Origin of the sequence: Sphingomonas sp. Leaf242 (assembly GCF_001422045.1) — a bacterium.
Classification (GTDB): Bacteria; Pseudomonadota; Alphaproteobacteria; order Sphingomonadales; family Sphingomonadaceae; genus Sphingomonas.
On sequence record NZ_LMLW01000001.1, the window covers coordinates 752,539 to 774,056 of the forward strand.

The following is a 21,518-nucleotide window of genomic DNA, read 5'->3' on the forward strand; positions in this document are numbered from 1 at the left end:
AAGTCCCATGAAGTTGTTCACCCTCGCCGCCGCCGGCCTTGTCGCGCTCACCGGTCTCGCCCCCGTCGGCATCGCCGCCGAAGCCTCGGCCCAGCGCACCGTCGTCCATGAGCGCACCGTCGTTCGCCACGACGATCGCCGTCCCGGCTACCGTCGCCACGCCGTGCGTACGCGGCAGGTCTGCCGCAACGTGTACCGCAACCATCACCGCCAGCGCGTCTGCCGCACGGTCCGCGTTCGTCGCTGATCGGACGGCCGCCACTAAAGCGGCTTGATCATCCCGCTCGACCCCGCCATATGCGCCGCGGGAGTCGGGCGGACGTGGTCGTCGCCAACTTGGTCAGATCCGGAAGGAAGCAGCCACAACGACTCAGCTACGGGTCGTCCCGGCTCCCACCGCGAACATGTCGTACCGACATGTGAGCGCGGCCAGCGGTGCAAGCGCCGTCTGACGATGCGGCTTAGCCGCAGCGCATTTCTAAACTTCTCAGTTAGACGTCACCCAATCGGAACTAGGCCTAAAATCGCGCCCGATGTTCCCGCAACGTTCCAAATCATTATCCTACACCCCGTCGTTGTGGCATAAGCCGCGCATGACCCGCACTGCTCGCATCGCAAGTCCTGACACGCCACGCGCCGGCCTCCCGCCGCGCCGAAGTGCAGACCCTTTCCAGCGTGTGCACTTTGTGAACTTCCGTCCCCTTCGACAGCACGCGCAGCACCCGCTATGACGCCTCCAATGTCAGATTCCTTCGACCTGGGCGAACCCCCGCAGCCGGTGAAAACGCCGGACGCCCCCGCCTACCGCGTGCTCGCGCGCAAATACCGTCCCCAAACCTTTTCTGAGCTGATCGGGCAGGACGCGATGGTCCAGACGCTTGGCAACGCGATCAAGCGCGACCGGCTCGCGCACGCGTTCCTGATGACCGGCGTCCGCGGCGTGGGGAAAACCTCGACCGCCCGCCTGATCGCCAAGGCGCTCAACTGCATTGGACCCGACGGCGAGGGCGGCCCGACGATCGATCCCTGCGGCGTCTGCGAACCCTGCCGCGCGATCGCCGAGGGCCGCCATATCGACGTGATCGAGATGGATGCCGCCAGCCATACCGGTGTCGACGACGTCCGCGAGATCATCGACGCGTCACGCTATTCGGCGGTCACCGCACGCTTCAAGATCTACATCATCGACGAAGTCCACATGCTGTCGAAGAACGCGTTCAACGCGCTCCTCAAGACGCTGGAGGAACCGCCCCCCCATGTGAAATTCCTGTTCGCGACGACCGAAGTGAACAAGGTCCCGGTGACGGTTCTCTCGCGCTGCCAGCGCTTCGACCTCCGCCGTATCTCCGCCGAACAGCTTGCCAGGCACTTCGCCTGGGTGTCGACCGAAGAGGGCGTCGTCGCCGATCCCGAAGCGCTGATGCTGATCGCGCGCGCCGCGGAAGGCTCCGCGCGCGACGGTTTGTCGATCCTCGACCAGGCGATCGCGCATGCCGGGCTCGAAGGCGGCGGCGTGACCGCGGACGCGGTACGTCAGATGCTCGGCCTGTCGGATCGCGGCGCGGTGCGTGACCTGCTGACGCTGATCCTCGCCGGCGACGGGGCAGGGGCGCTCGCCTCGATGCGCCGCCAATATGACTACGGCGTCGACCCGCTGTCGGTGCTGCGGTCGCTGCTCGAAACCGTCCACGGCATCACGCTGACGAAGGTCGGCACGCCGGCGGACGCCGCGCAGCCGATGGAGGAGCGTGCGGCACGCGAGGAATGGGCGGCATCGCTCGGCTTCCCCGCGCTGCACCGCCTGTGGCAGTTGTTCCTCAAGGGGCATGACGAGGTCGCCAAGGCCGCGCTGCCGATCGAGGCCGCCGAGATGGCGCTGTTGCGCGCGATCTACGCCTCGACGCTGCCCGACCCCGGCGAGCTTGCCCGCCAGATCGCCAGCGGTGCGACTCTTGCGGCTACACCAACGGCGCCGCCGCCACCTACACCCCCGTCCGGCGAAGCGCCGCCCTGGAACGCTGGAGCTACGACAAAGGCGCCCGAACCCGTCGCGACCGGCCCGATCTTGCCGCCGACGTTCGAAGCGCTGGTCGATCTGCTTGACGAATCAGGCGGTCTCGCGATCGCCGCGCGGTTGCGCCACGGCGCCCGCGTCGTCAGTTATTCGCCGCCAGAATTCGTCCTCAGCGGTAGTCGCCCGGTCTCGGCCGACACGCTCGCCGAACTCAATACGCTATTGAAGAGCGTGACGCGGACCGCGTGGAAAGTTTCGATCGTCGACGCCCCGGGCGCGCCGACGCTGCGGGAGGCGCAGGACGCCGCCGATGCCGCGGTGCGCCAAGCCATTCTCGAATCCCCCATCATGAAGGCCGCGGTGGCAGCGTTTCCCGACGCCCAGCTCGAATCGTGGCCCGGTCAAAGGAGCAACGCATGAAGAATATCGATGAAATCCTCGCCATGGCGCAGAACGTCCAGAGCGAACTTGAAAAGGCGCAGGCCAGCCTCGATACGATCGAGGTCGAGGGCGCGTCCGGCGGCGGTCTGGTCAAGGTGAAGGCCTCTGCCAAGGGCCGCATCATCAACATCGCGATCGACGATTCGCTGATGCAGGTAAGCGAGAAGCAGATGCTTGAGGACCTGCTCACGGCGGCATTCAACGATGCGCGGGCGAAGGCGGATGCGGTGTCGGGCAGTGAGATGTCGAAGATGACGAGTGGCTTGCAACTGCCGCCAGGGTTCAAGCTGCCGTTCTGAACCAAATCGGGTTCGTTTCGGCACGGGAACAATCGCTCTTCGGCCGGCGTTGCGCTCTCCAGTAATCAGGGAGAGTCAAAATGGCCGAAGAGCGTATCGTCGAAACCCCGACCACCCACACCACAATCATCGAACGCCGCGGCGGCGGCAGCGGCATGCTGATCGGCATCGTCCTGCTGATCGCGGTCCTGATCGGCGGCTATTACCTGTTCAGCCGCCAAGGCGCGCAGAACAGCAAGGACGCGGCCATCACGTCGGCGGCGAAAAGCGTCGGTAGTGCAGCCGACAAGGCCGGCGACGCGGTCGAGAAGTCGACGCAGTAACGTCTGCCAAGGGCATGTGTCCCCTAGAAGGTGGGGACACCGCCTAGCCGTGGCCTAGGCCGGGGGGCTAGCTCCTAAAGGTCGCGGTGCCCTTATCGAAGACAGCTATCCAACCCATCGTTCCGGACAACCGAAACCCGCCGCGACAGCGTATTCCCGTGCTTCCGCACGAAACCATGAGGGTCGATCGCAGCGCGCTTCTTGGGCAGCGGCAAGACGGCGGCAATCCGCCCCGCTTCGGTAGGCGACAGTCGCGAAGCGTCGTGGTTGAAATACCGGATCGCCCCGGCGTTCGCGCCGTACGTCCCGATCCCCGTCTCGGCGATGTTGAGATACACCTCCATGATCCGCCGCTTCCCCCACAGCGTCTCGATCAGTACGGTGAAATACGTCTCAAACGCTTTCCGTACATAGCCGCCACCCTGAAACAGAAATGCGTTCTTCGCGGTCTGCTGGCTGATCGTCGAGCCGCCGCGGATCCGCCCGCCCTGCGCATTGCGTGCGGCCGCGCCTGCTATGGCCTTGAAATCGAAGCCATGATGCGAACAAAACCGCGAATCCTCGCCGGCGATCGCCGCGCGCGCCATGTCCGGATCCATCTCCGACAGCGGCATCCAGTCATTGGTCACGCCGTGCCCGTTGATGACGTCGCCCATCATCGTCCAGGTGAACGGCACTGGCACGAACCGGTAGATGCCGACCCACGCGACCGTAATCAGGACGAAAGCGAAGACGATCTTGGCGGCGATGCGGATAAGGACCATCGCCGCTCCTTATGCGATCGGAGCAGGCTCGCCAATCACCGCGCGCGCGGCCGCAACGCCGGTCTCGTATGCCCCATGTGCGGTGGAGAAGTCGAACGGGTGGCATGCTTCGCCGGCGAAGTGGATGCGGCCGTCGACCGAGGCGGCCAGGACGGCACGCTGCCCGGCACTGCCAATTCGCGCGTGACTGTAGCTGCCGCCGATATAGGGTTCGTGCCGCCAGCGGGTCGCGGCGAGCGGGGTGAAGCGCTTGCGCCAGTCGCTGCCGAGCAAACCGACGAGTTCGTCGATCGCGAACTGGGCAGCATCGCCATCTTCCAGCATTTCCGCGCAATCGCCGCCAAAGAAGCTCTCGACGATCGGCCAGCCGAACGGCGACAGGCGGTGGCTCGCGGTGCAGGCGCTGTAGGGGTTGCCGATCAGGTGCGCGTTGGTTGGCCATTTGGGACGGTCGACGTGAACGAACACCTTGTCCGCGAGCCCGAGCGGGAGGTCGGCGGCGGCGGCGTGTTTGTCTGGGAGCGGCGGGTCGAACACGATCTGTGACCTGGCGAGGACGGTAGTGGGGACGCAGACGATGACGTGGTCCGCCTCGATCGTGCCGGCGGGGGTGTCGAGGTTGAGGCGGCGGCCGTTGTGGTCGATGCGCGTTACCGGGGTGGAGAGGCGGATATTCAGATCGGCGGCATGGCTGGCGACGAGCGTGCCGTAGCCTTCCTTGACTGTCCAATTGTCGTCGGTCGACGCTTTTTCATAGGCGGCCCAGTCGTGGAGCGAGACTTGCGTAAGGTTCGCGCCGTTGGCGTAGCCGGAGATCGCGTTGACCTTCGGGCGCCATTTGTCGTCGGGGGCGATGAAGTCGGAGAGGGGGCGGTCGGGGCCTTCAAGTGCGGAGAGGGCGCGGTCGTTCCACGTCAGGTAGGCTTCGGCGGATGCTTCTTGGTCTTCCGGCGGGAAACCAAGGTCTCGCCACTGGGTGCGCCAGTTCGCGTCCGAACGATCGACCGTGAAGCCGGTCGTTTCGGCAATTCCTGTCCAGGGATTGCGCTCGGCGGAATGTAGCCATCCGCAACCAGCGTCGACATGTTCCCCCGCGAAGGCGGGGGTCCAGTCTGGGCCCCCGCCTTCGCGGGGGAACAAGGAGGAGAGGGACAGGCTACGGGCTCGGCCACCTAAGCGGTCGCTGGCCTCGACCAGCAGGACCTCGTGCCCCGCATCATGCAGCGTCCTTGCCGCAGCAATACCGGCCGCACCGCCGCCGATGACGACGGTGCGCACGATGTTACGCCGCCAGCAGGCGCTTCTCGCCAGCAATCCGCATCATCGCCTTTTGCAGCTTCTCGAACGCACGCACCTCGATCTGACGCACGCGCTCGCGCGACACGCCATAGACCTGCGACAGTTCCTCGAGCGTCTTCGGATCGTCCGTCAGACGGCGCTCGGTCAGGATATGCTGCTCACGCTCGTTGAGGTCGTCCATCGCCGACACCAGCATCGAGTGGCGGACGTCCGCCTCCTGCGCATCAGCGACGATCTTGTCCTGCAGCGGTGCATCGTCCTGCAGCCAGTCCTGCCACTGGCCTTCGCCGTCCTCACGCATCGGCACGTTGAGCGACGTATCGCCGCCCATCGCCATGCGCCGGTTCATGCTGACGACGTCGGTCTCGGCGACACCCAGGTCCGTCGCGATCTTGGTAACATGCTCGGGGCGTAAATCGCCGTCCTCGAACGCATCCAGGCGGCTCTTCATGCGGCGCAGATTGAAGAACAGCTTCTTCTGCGCGGCGGTGGTGCCCATCTTCACGAGGCTCCACGAGCGCAGGATATACTCCTGGATCGACGCGCGGATCCACCACATCGCATAGGTGGCGAGACGGAAACCACGCTCGGGCTCGAACTTCTTCACGCCCTGCATGAGGCCGATATTGCCCTCGGAGATCAGCTCCGACGTTGGTAGGCCATAGCCGCGATAGCCCATCGCGATCTTCGCCACGAGGCGGAGATGCGAGGTCACCAACTGCGCCGCAGCCTCGGTGTCGCCATGCTCCTGAAAGCGCTTGGCGAGCATGTATTCCTGCTCGGGTTTCAGGAGGGGAAACTTCTTGATCTCGGCGAGATAGCGATTGAGACCGGCCTCGCTGCCGAGCGCAGGAATCGTCGCTGGAACGTTGGAGCGGGCTGCCATGGTCGTAATCCCTTTCTGCTGACCCCGAGTGCCGCACCGCGGCCCCCGATTGCCGCGTTGCGGCATGGTGTCGATTATCTATACGTGAAGGTGGGTGAACAGTTCCTGCATGTCTGCGGGCATTTCGCTTTCGAACGCCAAAGCGATGCTTTTCACCGGATGGATGAACCCCAGGTGCGCCGCGTGCAAGGCCTGCCGGCGGAAACCGAGCGTTTCGAGCAACGACTTCTGAGCTTGCTTTGTTCTACCATAGACCGGGTCCCCCAACAAGGCGTGGCCGATCGACGCCATGTGCACGCGCACCTGGTGCGTCCGGCCCGTTTCGAGCCGGCATTCGATCAGCGCCGCATCGCGTAGAGTCTTTATAGTCGAGAAATGCGTTACGGCGCGCTTGCCGCCTTCAACGATCGCGATCTTCTTGCGGTTCTGCGGACTGCGCGCGAGCGGTGCGTTGACCGTCCCGCTCGGCGGGCGCGGCAAACCGCCAACGATCGCCTTGTAGCGACGGTCTATGCTGTGGTCGTGGAACTGCTTGGCGAGCCCCTCGTGCGCGCGGTCCGTCTTGGCGGCGATCATCAGGCCCGACGTGTCCTTGTCGATGCGGTGGACGATGCCGGGTCGCGCGACGCCGCCGATACCCGACAGGTTGCCGGCGCAATGGTGGAGCAGCGCGTTAACCAGCGTCCCGTCGAAATTGCCCGCAGCGGGGTGGACGACGAGGCCGGCGGGCTTGTCGATCACGATCAGGTCGTCGTCTTCGTAAGCGACGACGAGCGGGATATCCTGCGCTTCGTTGTGCAGCGGTGTCGGCGGCGGGATCGCAACCGCGAAAACCTGGCCCGTAGCCGCCTTCTTCGCCGAGTCGCGCCACTCGCGACCGTTGAGGGACACTTGGCCCGCGGCGATCAGCGCCTTCAACCGCTCGCGCGACATCTCGGGAAGCACTTCGGCAAGCGCACGATCGAGCCTCCAGCCATCGGTGGCCGGCGTGATCGATGCTTCGACGATGGAAACCCCCCGGTCCATGTCCTACCGATGTGGCGATGAGCGTGACGATTTCAAGCGAATTGCTGCAGCGGTTGGTCGCAGAGGCGGCTGCGTCGCCGGATGCGGAGGTGTGTGGACTGTTGTTCGGGGCGGCGGGGCGGATCGAAGCGATCGCTGCGTGCGCGAACGTAGCGGCGAACCCTGCGCGGACGTTCGAGATCGATCCGGCCGCGCTGTTTGCCGCGCATCGGCGTGCTCGGGCCGGGGGGCTGGCGGTGGTCGGGCATTACCATTCGCATCCGTCCGGTTTGCCGGTTCCGTCTCCTCGCGATGCGGCGCAGGCTATGGGGGACGGGGCGGTTTGGGTGATCCTTGGAGGCGGCGTGGCTCGGGCGTGGCGATCGGTCGAGGTGGGGGCGTTCGTCGAGGTGATGGTCAAGGTCGTTGGTTAGCGACGCCGACCTTCTCTCCCCTCCTGAAAGGGAGGGGCTGGGGGTGAATTGGCTTCCGCATATCCATCGGTCGTGAATCAAACCGGCCGACCCACCCCCAACCCCTACCTTCCAGGGAGGGGGGAAGTGAGGCGGTGGTCACCCGTTCCGGGTATGGGGAACGGGACGGCGCCTTTCTTCATGCGCCTGCTCCTATGCACGGCATGCGAAGTTGGCATTGCGCACTTGCCGCCCGGTCGCCACAAGACGCTCCAGAATTAGGGGATTTTTATGACGGTCAGCCCGGTCGATTTCGCGAGCTTGCTCTGTTCGCGCCTGTGCCACGATCTGCTGTCGCCGGTCGGCGCGCTCAACAACGGGCTCGAGCTGCTCGCCGACGAAACCGATCCCGCCATGCGAGAGCGGTGCATGGAATTGCTCCACGACAGCGCGCGGGTGTCGGCCAGCAAGCTGAAATTCTTCCGCCTGGCCTTTGGCGCGGCCGGCGGGTTTGGCGAGGCCGTCGACACACGCGAAGCGCGCTCGGCGATCGAGGGGCTGGTCGCGGAGAACAAGCGGATCACGTTCGTCTGGGCGGTCGAGACAACGGCGATGCCCAAGTCGGCGGTGAAGGTGCTGCTCAACCTCGTGCTGGTCGCCACCGAATCGCTGGTGCGCGGCGGGACGATGGAGGTCGGCGGCGAAGATAACGAGGGCCAGCTCGAGATCGTCGTGAAGATCGAAGGCGCCAAGATCGTGCTCGATCCGGAGATACGCCGGACGCTGGTCGAAGGCGAAGGCCAGCACAGCGTCACGCCGCGCGCGGCGGCTGCCTATCTGATCAACACGCTCGTCCAGGAGGCTGGCGGTACCGTGATCGTATCGGAACCAGCTGAAGGTATCATGATCTTCGGCGCCGTCTTCGATGCGCGCTGACCCGTTCCGCGACGAAACCGGGCTGCCACAGGCTCGGGCGTCGCAGTCGAAGACCCGCATCGACACTAACGCGCCCTTAACCTCCGCTAGGCATGACCGTGTGTGAAACGCGGGGCGCGCATGGACGATTTGCTAGAGGACTTCATTGCCGAGACGCGCGAAACGCTGGAGGCGATCTCCGGCGAGATCGTCGCGTGGGAATCGGACCCCGCCGATCGCGCCCGGCTCGATTCGATCTTTCGCTTCGTCCACACCGTCAAGGGCAGCTGCGGGTTCCTCGATCTGCCGCGGCTCGGTCGCCTCAGCCACGCGGCGGAGGACGTCCTGGCGGCGGTACGCGATGGATCGCGCGTTCCCGACACGGCGATGGTCAACGCGGTACTCGCGATCGTCGACCGGATCGGCGAACTAGTCGAGGCGATCGATGCCGGCGCGTCGCTCGACGATACCAGCGAAAGCCTGCTGATCGCCGCGCTCGCACCGGACGCCAAACCGCTGGTGCATGTGGCCAGCGCACCGCAAAGCCGCGCCGCGAGCCGGAGCGTTCGCCTGAACGTCGATCTGCTCGATCACATGATGAGCGGCATGTCCGAGATGGTGCTGGCACGCAACGAGCTCGCCCGACGGTTGCGGGACAGCGAGAGCAGCGTCGATCCGCAGGTCGAGGCCGCGCTCGAACGCCTGTCGCTGACGGTGGCCGACATGCGCGATACGGTCACCCGGACGCGCATGCAGAAGGTCGACGCGCTGTTCTCCGCGTTGCCGCGCATGGTCCGCGACACGAGCGCGGAACTGGGCAAGGTGGTCAATCTCGTCATCGAAGGTGCCGACGTCGAGCTCGACCGCGAGATGATCGAATTGATGCGCGATCCGCTGGTCCACATCGTCCGCAATGCGATCGACCACGGCATCGAGGCGCCGGGGATGCGCCGCGCCGCGGGCAAGCCGGAAACCGGCCGTCTGGTGGTGTCCGCACGACAGTCCGGCAACCAGATCCTGATCGAGATCGCCGACGACGGACGCGGCATCGACGTCGCGCGGATCGTCGCCAAAGCGGAGCAGCAGAAGCTGTATTCGGCAGCCGAACTCGCAGCGATGAGCGATGCCGCCAGGCTCGACCTGATTTTTGCGGCCGGGCTATCGAGCCGCGACGAAGTGACCGCCATCTCGGGCCGCGGCGTGGGCATGGACGTGGTCCGCGCGAACATCGACCAGATCGGCGGCCGGATCGCCCTGACCAACGATCCCGGCCATGGGCTGCGGATCGTCGTTCATGTGCCGCTGACGTTGTCGATCCTTTCGACGATCGTCATCGGCGTCGGTACGCAGCGGTTCGCGATTCCGCGCCAGTCGATCGAGGAGATCGTGACGGTCCGCGGGGATCAGGTTCGGATCGAGACGATCGGCGACGCGGCCGCCGTCACCGTGCGCGGACGTCGCATGCCGATGGTGGCGCTCGCATCGCTGTTCGGACTACGGGCTGGCCGGCCGCCGACGCTGGTCATCGTTTCGACCCGTGAGGGGGAGTATGCGCTCGGGGTCGACAGCGTCGTCGATACCGAAGAACTGGTGGTGAAGCCGGCGTCGCCCGCGGTGATGGCAACCGGCGTCTATGCGGGCAAGACGCTTCCCGACAACGGTCTGCCGATGCTGCTGCTCGACACGTCGGGCATTGCCGCGGTCGCAGGGCTGCGGTTCGCGCCGACCCTGGCAAACCATGCGGCGGCGGAAGAAGCGGTCGTGCCGGGCATTCCCGCCTTGTTGTTTGACGATCTGGACGGTCAGCGGCGCGCGATCGCGCTTGCGGTGATCGACCGGGTCGAAGTCGTCCCGACCGACGCGATCCGGTGGAGCGGCGGCGCCATGCGACTGTCGGTCGGCGGCGCCCTCGTCCCGCTCTACGCGGTCGGCGAGTTCGGCGGCCGTGCCGACGTGTCCGTGTTGCGGCTTACCGATGGCGAGAGCGAAATGGCGTACGCGATCACCGACGCGATCGAGATCGTCGAATTGCCGGCGGAGGTCGCCCCGGCGCGCCAGGCGATTCCCGGGGGTGGCGGACCGATCGCGGGGGTCGTGCTGATCGACGGCGAGCCGGTCGAACTGGTCGACCCGCATGCGTTGTTCGCCGGCGAACCGATGAAGGCAGCGGCGCCGCCGGTCTGCCTGTTGCAGGTCGACGGGTCGGGCTGGATGGAGACGTTCCTCAAACCCGCGCTGGAGGCATCGGGCTATCGCTGCGTCACGGCACTCGCAGCGGGAGAAACCGCGGCGGTCGCGTTGGCGATGGAGGACGCGCCGATCCGCGAGACCGCAGCGCCGGTGGTCATGCTCCGACGCTTCCGCACTGCCGAAGGCGACGATGATGGCAGCATCTATCGGTACGATCGGCCCGCGCTGATCGCGGCGATTGCGGCACGGAGAGCGCAATGAGCGATCTGTTCCTGGTCGCGCATATCGCGGGTCGCGGCGTCGCGATCGATGCGGCGCAGGTCGATTCGGTGGTCGATATCGGCGATATCGTTGCGGTGCCGCGGGCCGGCACGTTCGTCCGCGGTTTGGCTGCGCTGCGTAGCCGGGTCGTCACGGTGATCGACACCGGCACTGCGCTCGGGCTGGCGCCGACGCCCGATACTGCGCGACGCGCGGTCATCACGATGGTCGAGGGGCATCACTACGCGATCCTGGTCGACTCGGTCGAAGATGTTGCACCGTTCCAGCGACTCGCTCTGTCGCCGGGTCTGGCATTGCAGCACGGCTGGGCCACGGCGGGGACGGGGATCGTCGAGCGCGATGGCGAACCGTTGCTGATCGTCGATCTGGCCGCGCTCATCCCCGCGTCCACGCTGGTGGCGTGAGCCAGCGGCGTGACGGGAAAAAGCGGTTGATCCGCTACCCTTAACCCGCCGCTTACGGTTTGCGGGCTATCATCACCCCAACGATTTCCCCGGAAGGCTTTTGATGAAGACCTGTCTTGTCGTCGACGATTCGAAGGTGATCCGAAAGGTCGCCCGTCACATCCTCGAGACGCTCGAGTTCACCGTCACCGAAGCGTGCGACGGCCGCGAGGCGCTGCAGGCCTGCATGGCATCGGTGCCCGACGTGATCCTGCTCGACTGGAACATGCCGGTCATGAACGGCATGGATTTCCTGCGTGCGCTGCGCGAAGCCGACGTCCCGCGTCGTCCGAAGGTCGTGTTCTGCACCACCGAAAACGGCATGGCCTATATCCGCGCCGCGATCGAAGCCGGCGCGGACGAATACGTCATGAAGCCGTTCGACCGTGACACGCTCGAATCGAAGCTCCAGATCGTCGGCATGGCCTGATCCGAGCGATTCGATGACGGCTCGGCCTCATCCCTCTGCACGGCGCATCGCGGACGTTTCTACCGATACGACACGCGTGTTGATCGTCGACGATTCGGTCGTCGCGCGCGCTGTGATCGCGCGGCTGATCGATGCAAGCGATCGGTTTTCGGTGGTCGGCGCAGTCGGCAATGTCGGGGCCGCGCTGGAGTTCCTCGCGCGGGCGACGGTCGACTTTATCCTGCTGGATATCGAGATGCCGGGCATCGACGGACTGACGGCGTTGCCCGATCTGATCGCGGCGGGGGATGGCGCGAAGGTTATCATCGTGTCGTCGTCGGTCGATGATGGGGGCGCGGCGACCGTTCACGCGCTCGCGATGGGGGCCGCGGAAACGCTCGTCAAACCGACCGCGAGCGAATTGTCGGCGCGGTTCGGCGCGGTGCTTGTCGCCAAGCTGGAAAAGCTTTGCGAGCATCCGGGACAGTTGCCGCCGGCACTCGTCGTTCGATCGACGCCATCGCCACTTCCCGGATCGTATTCCCCCATCACCCAGCCTCCTGTCTCGCGCTCTATAGGCGTGCAGACGACGCCATTGGTTCGCCGCGCGACCGGCGACGATTACGACATCGTCGCGATCGGGGCATCGACCGGCGGCATTCATGCCTTGAGCCGAATGTTTCGCGAACTGCCGAGCGGCTTTCGTCTGCCGATCGTCATCACCCAGCACCTGCCGGCATCGTTCATGCCGTATTTCGCTGCGCAGATGGCTCTGTTGTCGGGGCGGGTCTGCGAAGTCGCTGTCGACCGGTTGCGGATACGCCCGGGCCGCATCGTCGTCGCGCCCGGCGACGCGCATCTCAAATGCGTCAGGCTCAGCGATGGCGGGGCGGCGTTTCGCCTGACGCACGAGGCCGTCGCAAGCGGGTGCATGCCGTCGGTCGACCCGATGCTGGCGTCGCTGGCCGATGTCTATGGCGCACGGGTCATGGCGGTCGTGTTGAGCGGCATGGGTCGCGACGGGGCCGAAGGCGCGCGCCGCGTCCATGATGCGGGCGGTTGCGTCGTCGCGCAGGATCAGGAGACGTCCGTGGTGTGGGGCATGCCCGGCGCCGTGGTGGGATCGGGCGTTGCCGACGCGGTATTGGCGCCCGACGCGATCGGTCGCCTCGTCGCATCGCGACGGCGCGCATGACCCATGCGGCACTCCCCGCGTCGCTCCCTACGTCGGTCGCCTCGCCGACCGCGGTCAGCGTTCTCACCGCATTGCTGGAGGCGCGGACCGGGCAGCAGATCGCCGCCTATCGATCATGGCGCCTCGATACGGCGCTGAAACCGCTGTTGCGCGACCAGAAGCTGGATACGCTCGATCAGTTGGTGACCCAGTTGCTCAACGGAAGCGACCGGCTGATCGGCGACCGGATCGTCGATGCGCTGGTCAATCAGGAAACCTCGTTCTTTCGCGATGCGCACATTTTCGAAACGATCGTCGAGGCGATCGCCGTTGCTGAAAGCACGGGTCAGCGTGCGCGGATCTGGTGTGCGGGCTGTTCGACCGGTCAGGAACCGCTGTCGCTGGCAATGCTGTTTGCGGAACGGCAGGAAACCACCGGCGCTGCGATGCCGGAAATCATCGCCACCGACGTGTCCGATGCGGCCATCGTCCGGGCACGGACGGGGCGCTTCACGCAATTCGAAATCCAGCGTGGGTTGCCGGTTCGCCGGATGGTCCGCTGGTTCGATACCACCGGGAGCGATTGGGTCGCCAAGCCGGAACTGGCCAAGGCGATCGCGTTTCGCCGGATGAACCTGGTGTCCGATCAGCCGCCGCCGGGTCGGTTCGATATCGTTCTGTGCCGGAATGTCCTGCTGTACCTGTCGAATGAGACCAAGCTTCATGTCTTTCCGAAAATCGCCGCGGCGATGCGGCCGGGCGGACTTCTGGTCATGGGCGCCGGCGAGACCGTGATCGGCCAGACCCGCGTGTTCGAACCGAGCAAGCGCTTTCGCGGATGCTACGAGACGCAAGGACCCTCAGGCCGAAGCTGACGGCATCTACAGTGCGCTAACCGCGCTGATCGGTATCCGCCGCAGCCTATTACTTCGGCAACCCGTTGACGCTACTGATGTCGTTGGGCAGTGGTCGGGCGGTACACGGCGTCGCGGCGCCCTCTGTGCCACGCGTGCAGAACGGCTCGAAGGGAAGCTGGTTTGAAGTTCATCGAGACGCCGTCACCCAATTTCGACGATCGCACGCTGCCCATCACGATGATCGTGCTGCATTATACCGGCATGAAGGACGGCGCATCGGCGATCGCGCGGCTGCGCGATCCCGAGGCGAAGGTGTCGTCGCATTACCTGGTCGAAGAGGATGGCACGGTTCTGCGGATGGTCGCCGACGACCAACGCGCCTGGCACGCGGGCAAGTCGCACTGGCGGGGGATCGAGGACGTCAATTCCGCCAGCATCGGCATCGAGATCGTCAATCCCGGTCACGAGTTCGGCTATCGCCCGTTCCCGCCCGAGCAAATCGCATCGGTCGTGGCGCTGGTCGCCGAGATCAAGGATCGCCACGAGATCACGCGCGGCAACATCGTCGGCCACTCCGATATCGCGCCGACGCGCAAACGCGACCCGGGCGAGCTGTTCCCGTGGCACGAACTGGCACGGCGGCGACTGGCATTGCCACGGCCAACCAAGAATTTGATGGATCCTGGCTGGACCGAGGGCGGCTTCTGTCTCGCGCTCGAACGCTTCGGCTACGACGTCGAGAACCGGATGGCGGCGACGATGGCGTTTCAGCGGCGGTTTCGCCCGGAATTGGTCGATGGCGAGGTCGATGCGGAGTGCCGCTGCATTCTGCTGGCGTTGTTGCTGCCGAAACCGATGGGCGACGACTGACGTCTTTCTCCCCTCCCTGAAAGGGAGGGGCAGGGGGTGGGTCGGTTTCCACATCATGCCAGGGTTGCTACTAAAACCGGCCAACCCACCCCCGACCCCTCCCTTTCAGGGAGGGGAGCGCGTCGCGCGTGTCGGAGAGCTTTTTGGCCACGAAAACGGTGGTGCATCGCCCGCACTCACGCTAGGGCTCGCGTCGCCAGAGGGTCGGGCGGCCGCGGGTGTTTTCGGACACGCGAGGAAAGTCCGGGCTCCGCGAAACGACGGTGCCGGGTAACGCCCGGCGAGGGTGACCTCAGGGAAAGTGCCACAGAGAGCAGACGGCCAACCCTCGGCTTCGGTCGGGGCGGTCAGAGTGAAAGGGTGCGGTAAGAGCGCACCGCGCGCCTGGTAACAGGGGCGGCACGGCAAACCCCACCGGGAGCAAGATCGAATAGGGGTGGCACATGGGCTTCGTTTCAGCTCGTCACCCGGGTTGATTGCTTGAGGCGGCGGGTAACCGTCGTCCTAGAGGAATGGTCGCCTAACTTCCGTATCGAAGGATCGGAAATGGACAGAACCCGGCTTACAGACCCTCTGGCATCCTTTCCCGAACCGTAGCAGACTGCGCGCAAATGATGCGGGGTGCGACGTGGGGGAAGTGATGCGGATCAAGACGATCGCGCTGTTGGGTGCAGGTGTGTTGACGATGTCGGGCGAGCTTGAGCCGGCAGGCGCCCAGACCCCGCCGCAGTCGACGACTACGGTTCAGCAAGATTTCGACGCAGCGACAGCGTTGGATGCGAAGCCTGATCGCGCGGCCTCTCTTGCAGCGTGGGAAAAACTGGAAGCGCGAACCAAGGCCGGGTCGCGCAGTCGCGGCATCGTACTGGTCCGCAAGGCGCCGACGCTGTTCGCGCTGAACCGCGCCGACGAGTCGGTGAAGGCCGCACGCGCAGGGCTCGCCTTGCTTCCGGCGGACGACGCCAGTCTCGCGGAGGATCGGACGCGCGCGTTCCTCATCCTCGGCCAGGTCGCGACCGACACGCTCGATTACGCGGGCGCCGTGACCGCGCTGCAACAGGCAGAGGCGAGTGCCATCACCACGGGGGACAAGCTGGGCGCGATGCTGGCGTTGGCGACCGCGCAGATTTTCATAGATCCCACTGCGGCAGCCGCCACTTTGGCACGAAGCGACACGCTGATCGCCAAGTCGAAGCTCGAGAAGAGCGTAGCCGCGCGGTTCGCACGCGAGCGGACCCTCCTGAAACTCAATACTGGCGATATCGCCGGCGCCCGTGCGAGCGCGTTGCAGGCGATCAGGCTTCTCGGCGGCCTCGAAACGGACAAGGTCGATATCATGGACGCCTCGGCACGGTCCGACGCCGCGATTGCGTTCCTGCTGGGGGGCAACGCGGAAGAGGCACGGCGGTACATGGCCTATACCGGTGCAGGACGCATGGTGAAAGGTTCGTTCGATCCCGCGGCGGAGATGCGCTCGCCGGATTGCGGCGGCGATGCCGGTCTCAAGCCGCAGGACGTCGCGGTGGTCGAGTTCAACATCGCATCCGACGGCACGATCGACCAAGCGGTGCCGATCTATGCCGCGGGTGGCGGTCAGGTCGCGCTGGAGTTCGCGCGTGCGGTCAAGGGTTGGTCGTGGCCTGCCGAAAAGGTTCAGGCGATTCCGGCGTTCTATCGCTATCACGTGCGGGTCGAGATGCGCTGTTCGACCGCGTTCCAGCGTCCGTCGATCGGCGACGGGTTGGACGGTGTGTTGGAGCAATGGCTCTCCAGCAAGGGCGTCACGGTAGCGCCCGAACCGGTAGGGCCGCAGGCGGCAGCGCTCGCGGGGCAGCGGGCCGAACTCGCTTCGGCGACGGCCCGGTCGCCTGACGGTTTGCGCACGCTCGCCGCCATCTACCGCCTGACGAGCAATCCGACCGTCGCGCGCGAAGAGCGGGCTGCACTGTACGCACGCGCTCTGGCGATCGCGAAGGCCAATGATGCGCCCCCCAGTGCGCGACTGACCTTCGATTTGCCAGGACGCGTCGATGCGGTCACCGATATCTGGAAGCCGGGTGTCTTTGAGCGCACGTTGACTCCGATGGTATCGGAACCCGTCTATGCGAACGATCCTCAGGCGCGAGCGGCGATCCGGCTGATCATGGTCGATGGCGCCGTTGCACGGACGCGAAAGTCCGAAAAGAACGACACGGCGATCGTCACGCTTAGGCAAGTGGCGGACGACAAGGCGTTGCGGCCGAACGATCCGCTCCGCGTCGGCGCGCTGATCCGCATCGCGTCGATCGAGGAACGCAACGGTCAGATCGATGCGGCCCGCGCGACGTTCGCCTCCAGTGGCCTGACGGCGAACCAGTGTGCGATCATGGATGCACCACCCAAGATGGTATCCAAGCCCGGATCGGAAGCGTTCCCGATGGAAGCCCAGCGATGGGGTTTCGAAGGCTGGACCCAGGTTCAGTACGACATCGGCGCGGACGGCAACGTCGTCAACCAGCGCGCGCTGTTGAGCTATCCGCCGTTCATCTTCTCCGAAGCGGGGACCAAATTCTTCACGATGGCGAAATATGCCAAGACTTATCGGCCCGACGGCGGCCTCGGTTGTGGTGCGACGACGAGCCGCATCAAGTTTCTGCTGCCGGAATCGGCGCGGCGTGGATTGTGAGTTTTAGGTAACGCCCTCCCAACGACCGTTGGGAGGGAGCGAGCCCTACACCAGAACCTTGTCCGGCCGACCGACCTCTTCGAGAACGGTCGTCGAGTCGATCTCCATCATCGGTTTGATCAGCCCGTCGCGGATGTCGTAGACCCAGCCGTGGAGCAGCACTTCCTGCCCGCGCGCGAACGCGCCCTGGATCGTCTTGGTACGCGCAAGGCGTAGAAGCTGGTCGCGGACGTTGACCTCGACCAGTCGGTTGACCTTTTGCTCGCGGTCGGGCTGCGCGTCGATCTCGTCGGCATGGTCGTGCAGGACGCAGCGCGCGGTCGAGAGCCAGTCGTCGACCGGACCCGTCGTGCCGCCGTCGAGCGTAGCGCGGATCCCGCCGCACGCATAATGGCCGCAGATGATGATGTGCCGCACGCCGAGCACGTCGACCGCATATTGCAGCACCGACATCAGGTTCATGTCGTCGTCGTTGACGAGGTTGGCGATGTTGCGGTGGATGAACATGTTGCCCGGCGGCGTCATCGTCATCTGTTCCGGGCTGACCCGGCTGTCCGAACAGCCGATCCACAGGAACTCCGGGTTCTGCCCGACTAGCTGGCGCTGGAAGAAATCCGCGCTTTCCTCGATGATCTCGGCCGACCACGCCTTGTTGGCGAGCAGGAGCTGTTTGTACTGCCTCATGCGAAACGGACCTCGGTCTGGGGGGCGTTGATCAGCTTGACCGTGCGCAGCGCGAGATCGCCGCGGATGAGCACGGTGATGCCGCGATACGCGGCGCCCTTGATGAACGCGTTGATGATGTCGACATTGTCGAGATCGACATAGCTGGTCGACGACAGGTCGATCAGCAGGTTTGCGTTGTCGGGCACCTTGGCGAGCGACTTCTGCAACTCGTATTTATGGATGAAATACAGATTGCGTCGCGCCCGGACGAGGCAGTCCTCGTCGTCGCAGGCAAAGGTGATCGCGGTGCGGAAGTTGCGCGCGACGACGAACACGAAGCCGACCGCGAGGCCGATGACGATCCCTTCTAGCAGGTCGGTAAACAGGATCGCGACCACCGTGACGACGAACGGGATGAACTGCGTCCAGCCCTGCTTGAAGCGTTCGGTGTAGAGCTTGGGCTTGGTCAGCTTGTAGCCGGTCGCGATCAGCACCGCGGCGAGCGCGGACAGTGGGATCAGGTTCAGCACTGCGGGGATCAGCGCGACGCTGACCAGCAGCCAGAAGCCGTGCAGGATCGTCGACAGCTTGCTCTCGGCCTTCGCGTCGACGTTCGCCGACGAACGCACGATCACCGAGGTGACGGGCAGGCCGCCGATCAGGCCGGACAGGATATTGCCGCCGCCCTGCGCCATCAGCTCCCAGTTCTTGTCGGTGGAGCGACGGCGCGGATCGATCTCGTCGACCGCCTTGACGCTCAGCAGTGACTCGAGGCTGGCGACGATCGCGAGCGTCACGGCACTGCTCCAGACGATGCCCATCGTAATACCGGAGAAATCGGGGAAGGTGAACAGCGACGGGAACTGCGACAGCGTCTGCGTGATCGGCACCTGGACGAGGTGCGTTGCCTGGAGCTGCCAGTCGGGCTTCACCAAACCGAGCAGCATATTGCCGAAGATGCCGATCAGCACGACGACCAGCGGGCCGGGGACGAAGCGCAGGGGACCGTCCTTCGGCTTGGCGCCATCCCACCAGAACAGGAAGGCGAGGCTGACGCCAGCAATCAGGATCGCGCCGGGCGTCACGCTCGCCGAGAGGCTGTCGAGGATCCGCGAGAAGGTGTTGACGCCGTTGGCCGTGGTGAATTCGAAGATGCCCACCGCCTCGCGGTCGAATCCGACCGCATGCGGGATCTGCTTCAGGATCAGGATCAGGCCGATCGCCGCGAGCATGCCGGTGATGACCGACGACGGCACGAACTCGCTGAGAATACCGGCGCGGGTGAGCGAGAAGCAGATCTGGAGCACGCCCGACAGTACGACCGCCATCAGGAACATCTGGTAGCTCGGCATGCTCTCGATCGCCGTGAGCACGATCACGGTAAGGCCGGCGGCGGGGCCGCTGACCGACAGCGGCGACTTGGAGAACAGGCCGACCGCGATGCCGCCGACGATGCCGGAGATGATGCCGGCGAACAGCGGTGCGCCGGACGCGAGCGCAACGCCTAGACAGAGGGGCAGCGCGACGAGCGCGACGACGATGGAGGCGGGAAGATCCGCGCGCCATGTGGTAAGCTTTGGAATGAGAGTCGGCACCAGGGCTCCTGTCGCTAAGGTGTCGGCTGGGAATACGTCCGCACCGGACGCATCTATCCATGCCACATGACAAATAGTTCATGTTCATTAATCGATGAACGGTGGCTGACTCAAGGCGGAATGTTGCGACGCGGAAGATAGTTGGAACGGACGAGTTTGGCTCGGCTTCGTCGCGCGCGGTTGCGTTGTCCGCGGGGACGCCTATCTCGGGCCGCTATGGCTCGAAGCACGACACGATCTTCCGACTGGGGTTTTCCGCGCTGGCGCGAATATGGCGCGAGCACTGAGGCGGTGACCGTCCGGCTGTGCGACCGGCATGGCTGCAACGAGCCCGGTAATTGCCCGGCGCCGAAATCGCCGAACAGCCCGGACCGCTGGTATTTCTGCATGAACCACGCCGGCGAATATAATCGCGGCTGGAATTATTTCGAAGGCTTGAGCGCGGAGGAAGCGGCCGAGCGCGAGGCGGCGGAAACGCGCACAGCTGACGGCTACACCGATCCGAAGCATTATGCCTGGGCTGGCTCGGGCGACGGAAGCCGGTCGCGTGACGAGATGCGCGCGTTGGAGGTACTGGACCTCGAACCCGATGCGACGTTCGAGGACGTGCGCGCGGCGTGGCGGCGGATGGCGAAGGCGAACCATCCGGATGTGCGCCCGAACGACAAGGACGCGGCGAAGCGGTTCCAGGGCGTGCAGGCGGCGTATGAGGTTTTGAAGGTCGCCGAGGATCAGCGGACCTGGAAACCGGCGTGATCCGGGTTCTTGCCAGTCGCTGGCAGGGTAGCGTTCTGGTCTGCGGCAAATGTTCGAAAAAGCTCGACGGCGGGTTCGGCGAGAAGGGCCGGACGCCACTCGTGAAACTGCTGCGTCAGGCGCTCGGCGTGAAGAAGGGCCGTAAGTCGGACCGCGGCGTTGTCGAGGTCAAGTGTCTCGGGGTGTGTCCGAAGAACGCGGTCGTGATAGTCGACGGCGCCCGGCCTGACCGCTGGATGCTGGTGCCGGCGGGGGCAGACGCCGACGAGGTTGTCGCAACTCTTCGCGAACACGGTAACGTGCTTTCACCCTTGCCGCCTCCAGCGTCTCCCCCTCTCTGCTGAGAGAGGGAAGGGGCCCGCTGCCACTTGGCCGTAAGAAGGGTGAGGGCACTATCTCAGCCAGCGTACCGCTCGGCCGTCTCCCGGATCAACGCGATCATGTTTGGGATCCCCTGCGTCCGGTTCGAACTCAACTGCTTGCTCAGATCGAAAGGCGCTAGTTCCGCGGTGATGTCGGTCGCGACGATCTCGCCTGGCGCCTGATCCTGTACCGTCAGCAACACCAGCGCGATGATCCCCTTGGTGATCGCCGCATTCGAATCCGCGAGAAAGTGGAGCCGGCCATCATCGGTCGTGGTCGGATAGACCCAAACCGACGCCGAACACCCGCGCACCAACGTCGCATCGGTCTTGAGCGCATCCGGCATCGCTTCGAGCTCTTTGCCGAGGTCGATCAGCAGGCGGTAGCGGTCGTCGGGTTCGAGGAAGTCGTATTCCTCGCGAATATCGGTGAGAGTGGCCATGGCGCGGTCGGTAGCGGTTCGGCCTCAGCGCTTCAACACCGGGGAACAAACCAGAGGCGTATCTCTGGTTGCTACCACCCCGGCGAAGGCCGGGGTCCAGTTGGGGGACAGCTATGGTGAGGTACGGTAATTTGTTATTACTACCTCTCCAACTGGGCCCCGGCCTTCGCCGGGGTGGTCGTGTGGTTTTGGCGAGGCTTAAAGATCCACCCCGGCAGCGATCGCCTCGAGCTTCTTGATCCGCTCCCTCAAGTCGGCGATCTCGATCCGCGACCCGGTCGACACCGCGACCGGCATCCGACTGTCTTGTGTATGATCCAACTCCAGCCGCCGCAGCGAGAGCCATCCGCGCCATCCGGCCAAGCCACCGGCGACGATCATCGCTAGGCCCGCAAGGCTCGCCAGCGCCAGGGTGATGTAGACGTTCGGTTCGATCATGTCCGCCTC

Annotated in this window: 23 protein-coding genes and 2 other RNA genes; 17 read left to right on the plus strand and 8 right to left on the minus strand. The window is 65.1% G+C overall.

What is annotated here, in order from left to right; all coding sequences use genetic code 11:
* Nucleotides 1-7 precede the first annotated feature (7 nt).
* From ASF09_RS03520 to ASF09_RS03540, 5 genes are all read left to right on the plus strand, one after another.
* The gene (locus tag ASF09_RS03520) at nt 8-247 is read left to right on the plus strand and encodes a hypothetical protein (protein WP_056048354.1); all 240 of its coding nucleotides are present in this window, start codon (nt 8-10) and stop codon (nt 245-247) included.
* 58 nt (nt 248-305) lie between these two features.
* Nucleotides 306-399: signal recognition particle sRNA small type (ffs, locus tag ASF09_RS03525), an RNA gene on the plus strand.
* Nucleotides 400-739: 340 nt separating this feature from the next.
* Entirely contained in the window at nt 740-2,434 is a 1,695-nt protein-coding gene (locus ASF09_RS03530; protein WP_060524615.1) for a DNA polymerase III subunit gamma/tau, read from the plus strand.
* Nucleotides 2,431-2,754 (plus strand): YbaB/EbfC family nucleoid-associated protein, encoded by a 324-nt coding sequence (locus tag ASF09_RS03535; protein WP_060524617.1) that lies wholly within the window; start codon nt 2,431-2,433, stop codon nt 2,752-2,754. Before ASF09_RS03530 ends, ASF09_RS03535 begins: the two co-directional genes overlap by 4 nt.
* Before the next feature lie 80 nt (nt 2,755-2,834).
* Nucleotides 2,835-3,077, plus strand: coding sequence for a hypothetical protein (locus tag ASF09_RS03540; RefSeq protein WP_056048365.1), 243 nt, complete (start codon nt 2,835-2,837; stop codon nt 3,075-3,077).
* 92 nt (nt 3,078-3,169) lie between these two features.
* Here the strand turns inward: ASF09_RS03540 and mtgA are convergent, their stop codons facing one another.
* The 4 genes from mtgA to ASF09_RS03560 all read right to left on the minus strand — a co-directional run bounded on the left by mtgA (nt 3,170) and on the right by ASF09_RS03560 (nt 7,052).
* Nucleotides 3,170-3,841 (minus strand): monofunctional biosynthetic peptidoglycan transglycosylase, encoded by a 672-nt coding sequence (mtgA, locus tag ASF09_RS03545; RefSeq protein ID WP_060524619.1) that lies wholly within the window; start codon nt 3,839-3,841, stop codon nt 3,170-3,172.
* Nucleotides 3,842-3,850: 9 nt separating this feature from the next.
* Entirely contained in the window at nt 3,851-5,119 is a 1,269-nt protein-coding gene (locus tag ASF09_RS03550; RefSeq protein ID WP_235529563.1) for a flavin monoamine oxidase family protein, read from the minus strand.
* A 4-nt stretch (nt 5,120-5,123) separates the two neighbouring features.
* Nucleotides 5,124-6,026: an RNA polymerase sigma factor RpoH gene (gene rpoH, locus ASF09_RS03555; RefSeq protein ID WP_056048373.1), complete on the minus strand. Its 903-nt coding sequence runs from the start codon at nt 6,024-6,026 to the stop codon at nt 5,124-5,126.
* Between the two features lie 78 nt (nt 6,027-6,104).
* Nucleotides 6,105-7,052, minus strand: a complete 948-nt coding sequence (locus tag ASF09_RS03560; protein ID WP_060524620.1) for an RluA family pseudouridine synthase — start codon at nt 7,050-7,052, stop codon at nt 6,105-6,107.
* A gap of 17 nt (nt 7,053-7,069) precedes the next feature.
* Here ASF09_RS03560 and ASF09_RS03565 point away from each other — a divergent pair, with 17 nt between their 5' ends.
* From ASF09_RS03565 to ASF09_RS03610, 10 genes are all read left to right on the plus strand, one after another.
* Nucleotides 7,070-7,465: a M67 family metallopeptidase gene (locus tag ASF09_RS03565; protein WP_060524623.1), complete on the plus strand. Its 396-nt coding sequence runs from the start codon at nt 7,070-7,072 to the stop codon at nt 7,463-7,465.
* A 270-nt stretch (nt 7,466-7,735) separates the two neighbouring features.
* The gene (locus tag ASF09_RS03570; protein WP_060524625.1) at nt 7,736-8,380 is read left to right on the plus strand and encodes a histidine phosphotransferase family protein; all 645 of its coding nucleotides are present in this window, start codon (nt 7,736-7,738) and stop codon (nt 8,378-8,380) included.
* A 120-nt stretch (nt 8,381-8,500) separates the two neighbouring features.
* Nucleotides 8,501-10,810 (plus strand): chemotaxis protein CheA, encoded by a 2,310-nt coding sequence (locus ASF09_RS03575; protein ID WP_060524627.1) that lies wholly within the window; start codon nt 8,501-8,503, stop codon nt 10,808-10,810.
* Nucleotides 10,807-11,235, plus strand: a complete 429-nt coding sequence (locus ASF09_RS03580; protein WP_060524628.1) for a chemotaxis protein CheW — start codon at nt 10,807-10,809, stop codon at nt 11,233-11,235. Before ASF09_RS03575 ends, ASF09_RS03580 begins: the two co-directional genes overlap by 4 nt.
* A gap of 103 nt (nt 11,236-11,338) precedes the next feature.
* Entirely contained in the window at nt 11,339-11,704 is a 366-nt protein-coding gene (locus tag ASF09_RS03585) for a response regulator (RefSeq protein ID WP_056048393.1), read from the plus strand.
* A gap of 76 nt (nt 11,705-11,780) precedes the next feature.
* Entirely contained in the window at nt 11,781-12,878 is a 1,098-nt protein-coding gene (locus ASF09_RS03590; protein WP_060524630.1) for a chemotaxis protein CheB, read from the plus strand.
* Nucleotides 12,875-13,732 (plus strand): CheR family methyltransferase, encoded by an 858-nt coding sequence (locus ASF09_RS03595; protein ID WP_060524632.1) that lies wholly within the window; start codon nt 12,875-12,877, stop codon nt 13,730-13,732. The genes ASF09_RS03590 and ASF09_RS03595 overlap by 4 nt, the downstream gene beginning before the upstream one ends.
* A 162-nt stretch (nt 13,733-13,894) precedes the next feature.
* Nucleotides 13,895-14,584 carry an N-acetylmuramoyl-L-alanine amidase gene (locus ASF09_RS03600; protein ID WP_156359159.1) on the plus strand — a complete coding sequence of 230 codons (690 nt, stop codon included), beginning with the start codon at nt 13,895-13,897 and terminating at the stop codon, nt 14,582-14,584.
* A 196-nt stretch (nt 14,585-14,780) separates the two neighbouring features.
* An RNA gene (gene rnpB / locus ASF09_RS03605) (RNase P RNA component class A) lies at nt 14,781-15,165 on the plus strand.
* Between the two features lie 59 nt (nt 15,166-15,224).
* Nucleotides 15,225-17,249 (plus strand): hypothetical protein, encoded by a 2,025-nt coding sequence (locus tag ASF09_RS03610; RefSeq protein ID WP_060524633.1) that lies wholly within the window; start codon nt 15,225-15,227, stop codon nt 17,247-17,249.
* Between the two features lie 45 nt (nt 17,250-17,294).
* Here ASF09_RS03610 and ASF09_RS03615 read toward each other — a convergent pair whose 3' ends face one another.
* Nucleotides 17,295-17,933: a carbonic anhydrase gene (locus ASF09_RS03615; protein WP_056048405.1), complete on the minus strand. Its 639-nt coding sequence runs from the start codon at nt 17,931-17,933 to the stop codon at nt 17,295-17,297.
* On the minus strand, nt 17,930-19,510 hold the full coding sequence (locus ASF09_RS03620; RefSeq protein ID WP_082444024.1) for a SulP family inorganic anion transporter: 1,581 nt from the start codon (nt 19,508-19,510) through the stop codon (nt 17,930-17,932). The genes ASF09_RS03615 and ASF09_RS03620 overlap by 4 nt, the downstream gene beginning before the upstream one ends.
* 216 nt (nt 19,511-19,726) lie before the next feature.
* On the opposite strand from ASF09_RS03620, the gene ASF09_RS03625 reads away from it, so the two are divergent.
* Entirely contained in the window at nt 19,727-20,266 is a 540-nt protein-coding gene (locus ASF09_RS03625) for a J domain-containing protein (protein WP_056058203.1), read from the plus strand.
* Entirely contained in the window at nt 20,266-20,610 is a 345-nt protein-coding gene (locus ASF09_RS19560) for a hypothetical protein (RefSeq protein ID WP_082444059.1), read from the plus strand. The genes ASF09_RS03625 and ASF09_RS19560 overlap by 1 nt, the downstream gene beginning before the upstream one ends.
* Before the next feature lie 53 nt (nt 20,611-20,663).
* On the opposite strand, the gene ASF09_RS03635 is transcribed toward ASF09_RS19560, so the two are convergent.
* Complete coding sequence (locus tag ASF09_RS03635) at nt 20,664-21,071, minus strand: SufE family protein (RefSeq protein ID WP_060524636.1); 408 nt, start codon at nt 21,069-21,071, stop codon at nt 20,664-20,666.
* A gap of 198 nt (nt 21,072-21,269) precedes the next feature.
* Entirely contained in the window at nt 21,270-21,509 is a 240-nt protein-coding gene (locus tag ASF09_RS03640; RefSeq protein ID WP_060524640.1) for a hypothetical protein, read from the minus strand.
* Nucleotides 21,510-21,518: the final 9 nt, after the last annotated feature.

Bases quoted from the DNA above. Each gene is read 5' to 3' on its own strand.
- ASF09_RS03520 (WP_056048354.1), top strand. From the start codon at position 8: ATGAAGTTGTTCACCCTCGCCGCCGCCGGCCTTGTCGCGCTCACCGGT.
- ASF09_RS03530 (WP_060524615.1), top strand. From the start codon at position 740: ATGTCAGATTCCTTCGACCTGGGCGAACCCCCGCAGCCGGTGAAAACG.
- ASF09_RS03535 (WP_060524617.1), top strand. From the start codon at position 2,431: ATGAAGAATATCGATGAAATCCTCGCCATGGCGCAGAACGTCCAGAGC.
- ASF09_RS03540 (WP_056048365.1), top strand. From the start codon at position 2,835: ATGGCCGAAGAGCGTATCGTCGAAACCCCGACCACCCACACCACAATC.
- mtgA (WP_060524619.1), bottom strand. From the start codon at position 3,841: ATGGTCCTTATCCGCATCGCCGCCAAGATCGTCTTCGCTTTCGTCCTG.
- rpoH (WP_056048373.1), bottom strand. From the start codon at position 6,026: ATGGCAGCCCGCTCCAACGTTCCAGCGACGATTCCTGCGCTCGGCAGC.
- ASF09_RS03560 (WP_060524620.1), bottom strand. From the start codon at position 7,052: ATGGACCGGGGGGTTTCCATCGTCGAAGCATCGATCACGCCGGCCACC.
- ASF09_RS03565 (WP_060524623.1), top strand. From the start codon at position 7,070: ATGAGCGTGACGATTTCAAGCGAATTGCTGCAGCGGTTGGTCGCAGAG.
- ASF09_RS03570 (WP_060524625.1), top strand. From the start codon at position 7,736: ATGACGGTCAGCCCGGTCGATTTCGCGAGCTTGCTCTGTTCGCGCCTG.
- ASF09_RS03575 (WP_060524627.1), top strand. From the start codon at position 8,501: ATGGACGATTTGCTAGAGGACTTCATTGCCGAGACGCGCGAAACGCTG.
- ASF09_RS03580 (WP_060524628.1), top strand. From the start codon at position 10,807: ATGAGCGATCTGTTCCTGGTCGCGCATATCGCGGGTCGCGGCGTCGCG.
- ASF09_RS03585 (WP_056048393.1), top strand. From the start codon at position 11,339: ATGAAGACCTGTCTTGTCGTCGACGATTCGAAGGTGATCCGAAAGGTC.
- ASF09_RS03595 (WP_060524632.1), top strand. From the start codon at position 12,875: ATGACCCATGCGGCACTCCCCGCGTCGCTCCCTACGTCGGTCGCCTCG.
- ASF09_RS03610 (WP_060524633.1), top strand. From the start codon at position 15,225: ATGCGGATCAAGACGATCGCGCTGTTGGGTGCAGGTGTGTTGACGATG.
- ASF09_RS03615 (WP_056048405.1), bottom strand. From the start codon at position 17,933: ATGAGGCAGTACAAACAGCTCCTGCTCGCCAACAAGGCGTGGTCGGCC.
- ASF09_RS03625 (WP_056058203.1), top strand. From the start codon at position 19,727: ATGGCTCGAAGCACGACACGATCTTCCGACTGGGGTTTTCCGCGCTGG.
- ASF09_RS03635 (WP_060524636.1), bottom strand. From the start codon at position 21,071: ATGGCCACTCTCACCGATATTCGCGAGGAATACGACTTCCTCGAACCC.
- ASF09_RS03640 (WP_060524640.1), bottom strand. From the start codon at position 21,509: ATGATCGAACCGAACGTCTACATCACCCTGGCGCTGGCGAGCCTTGCG.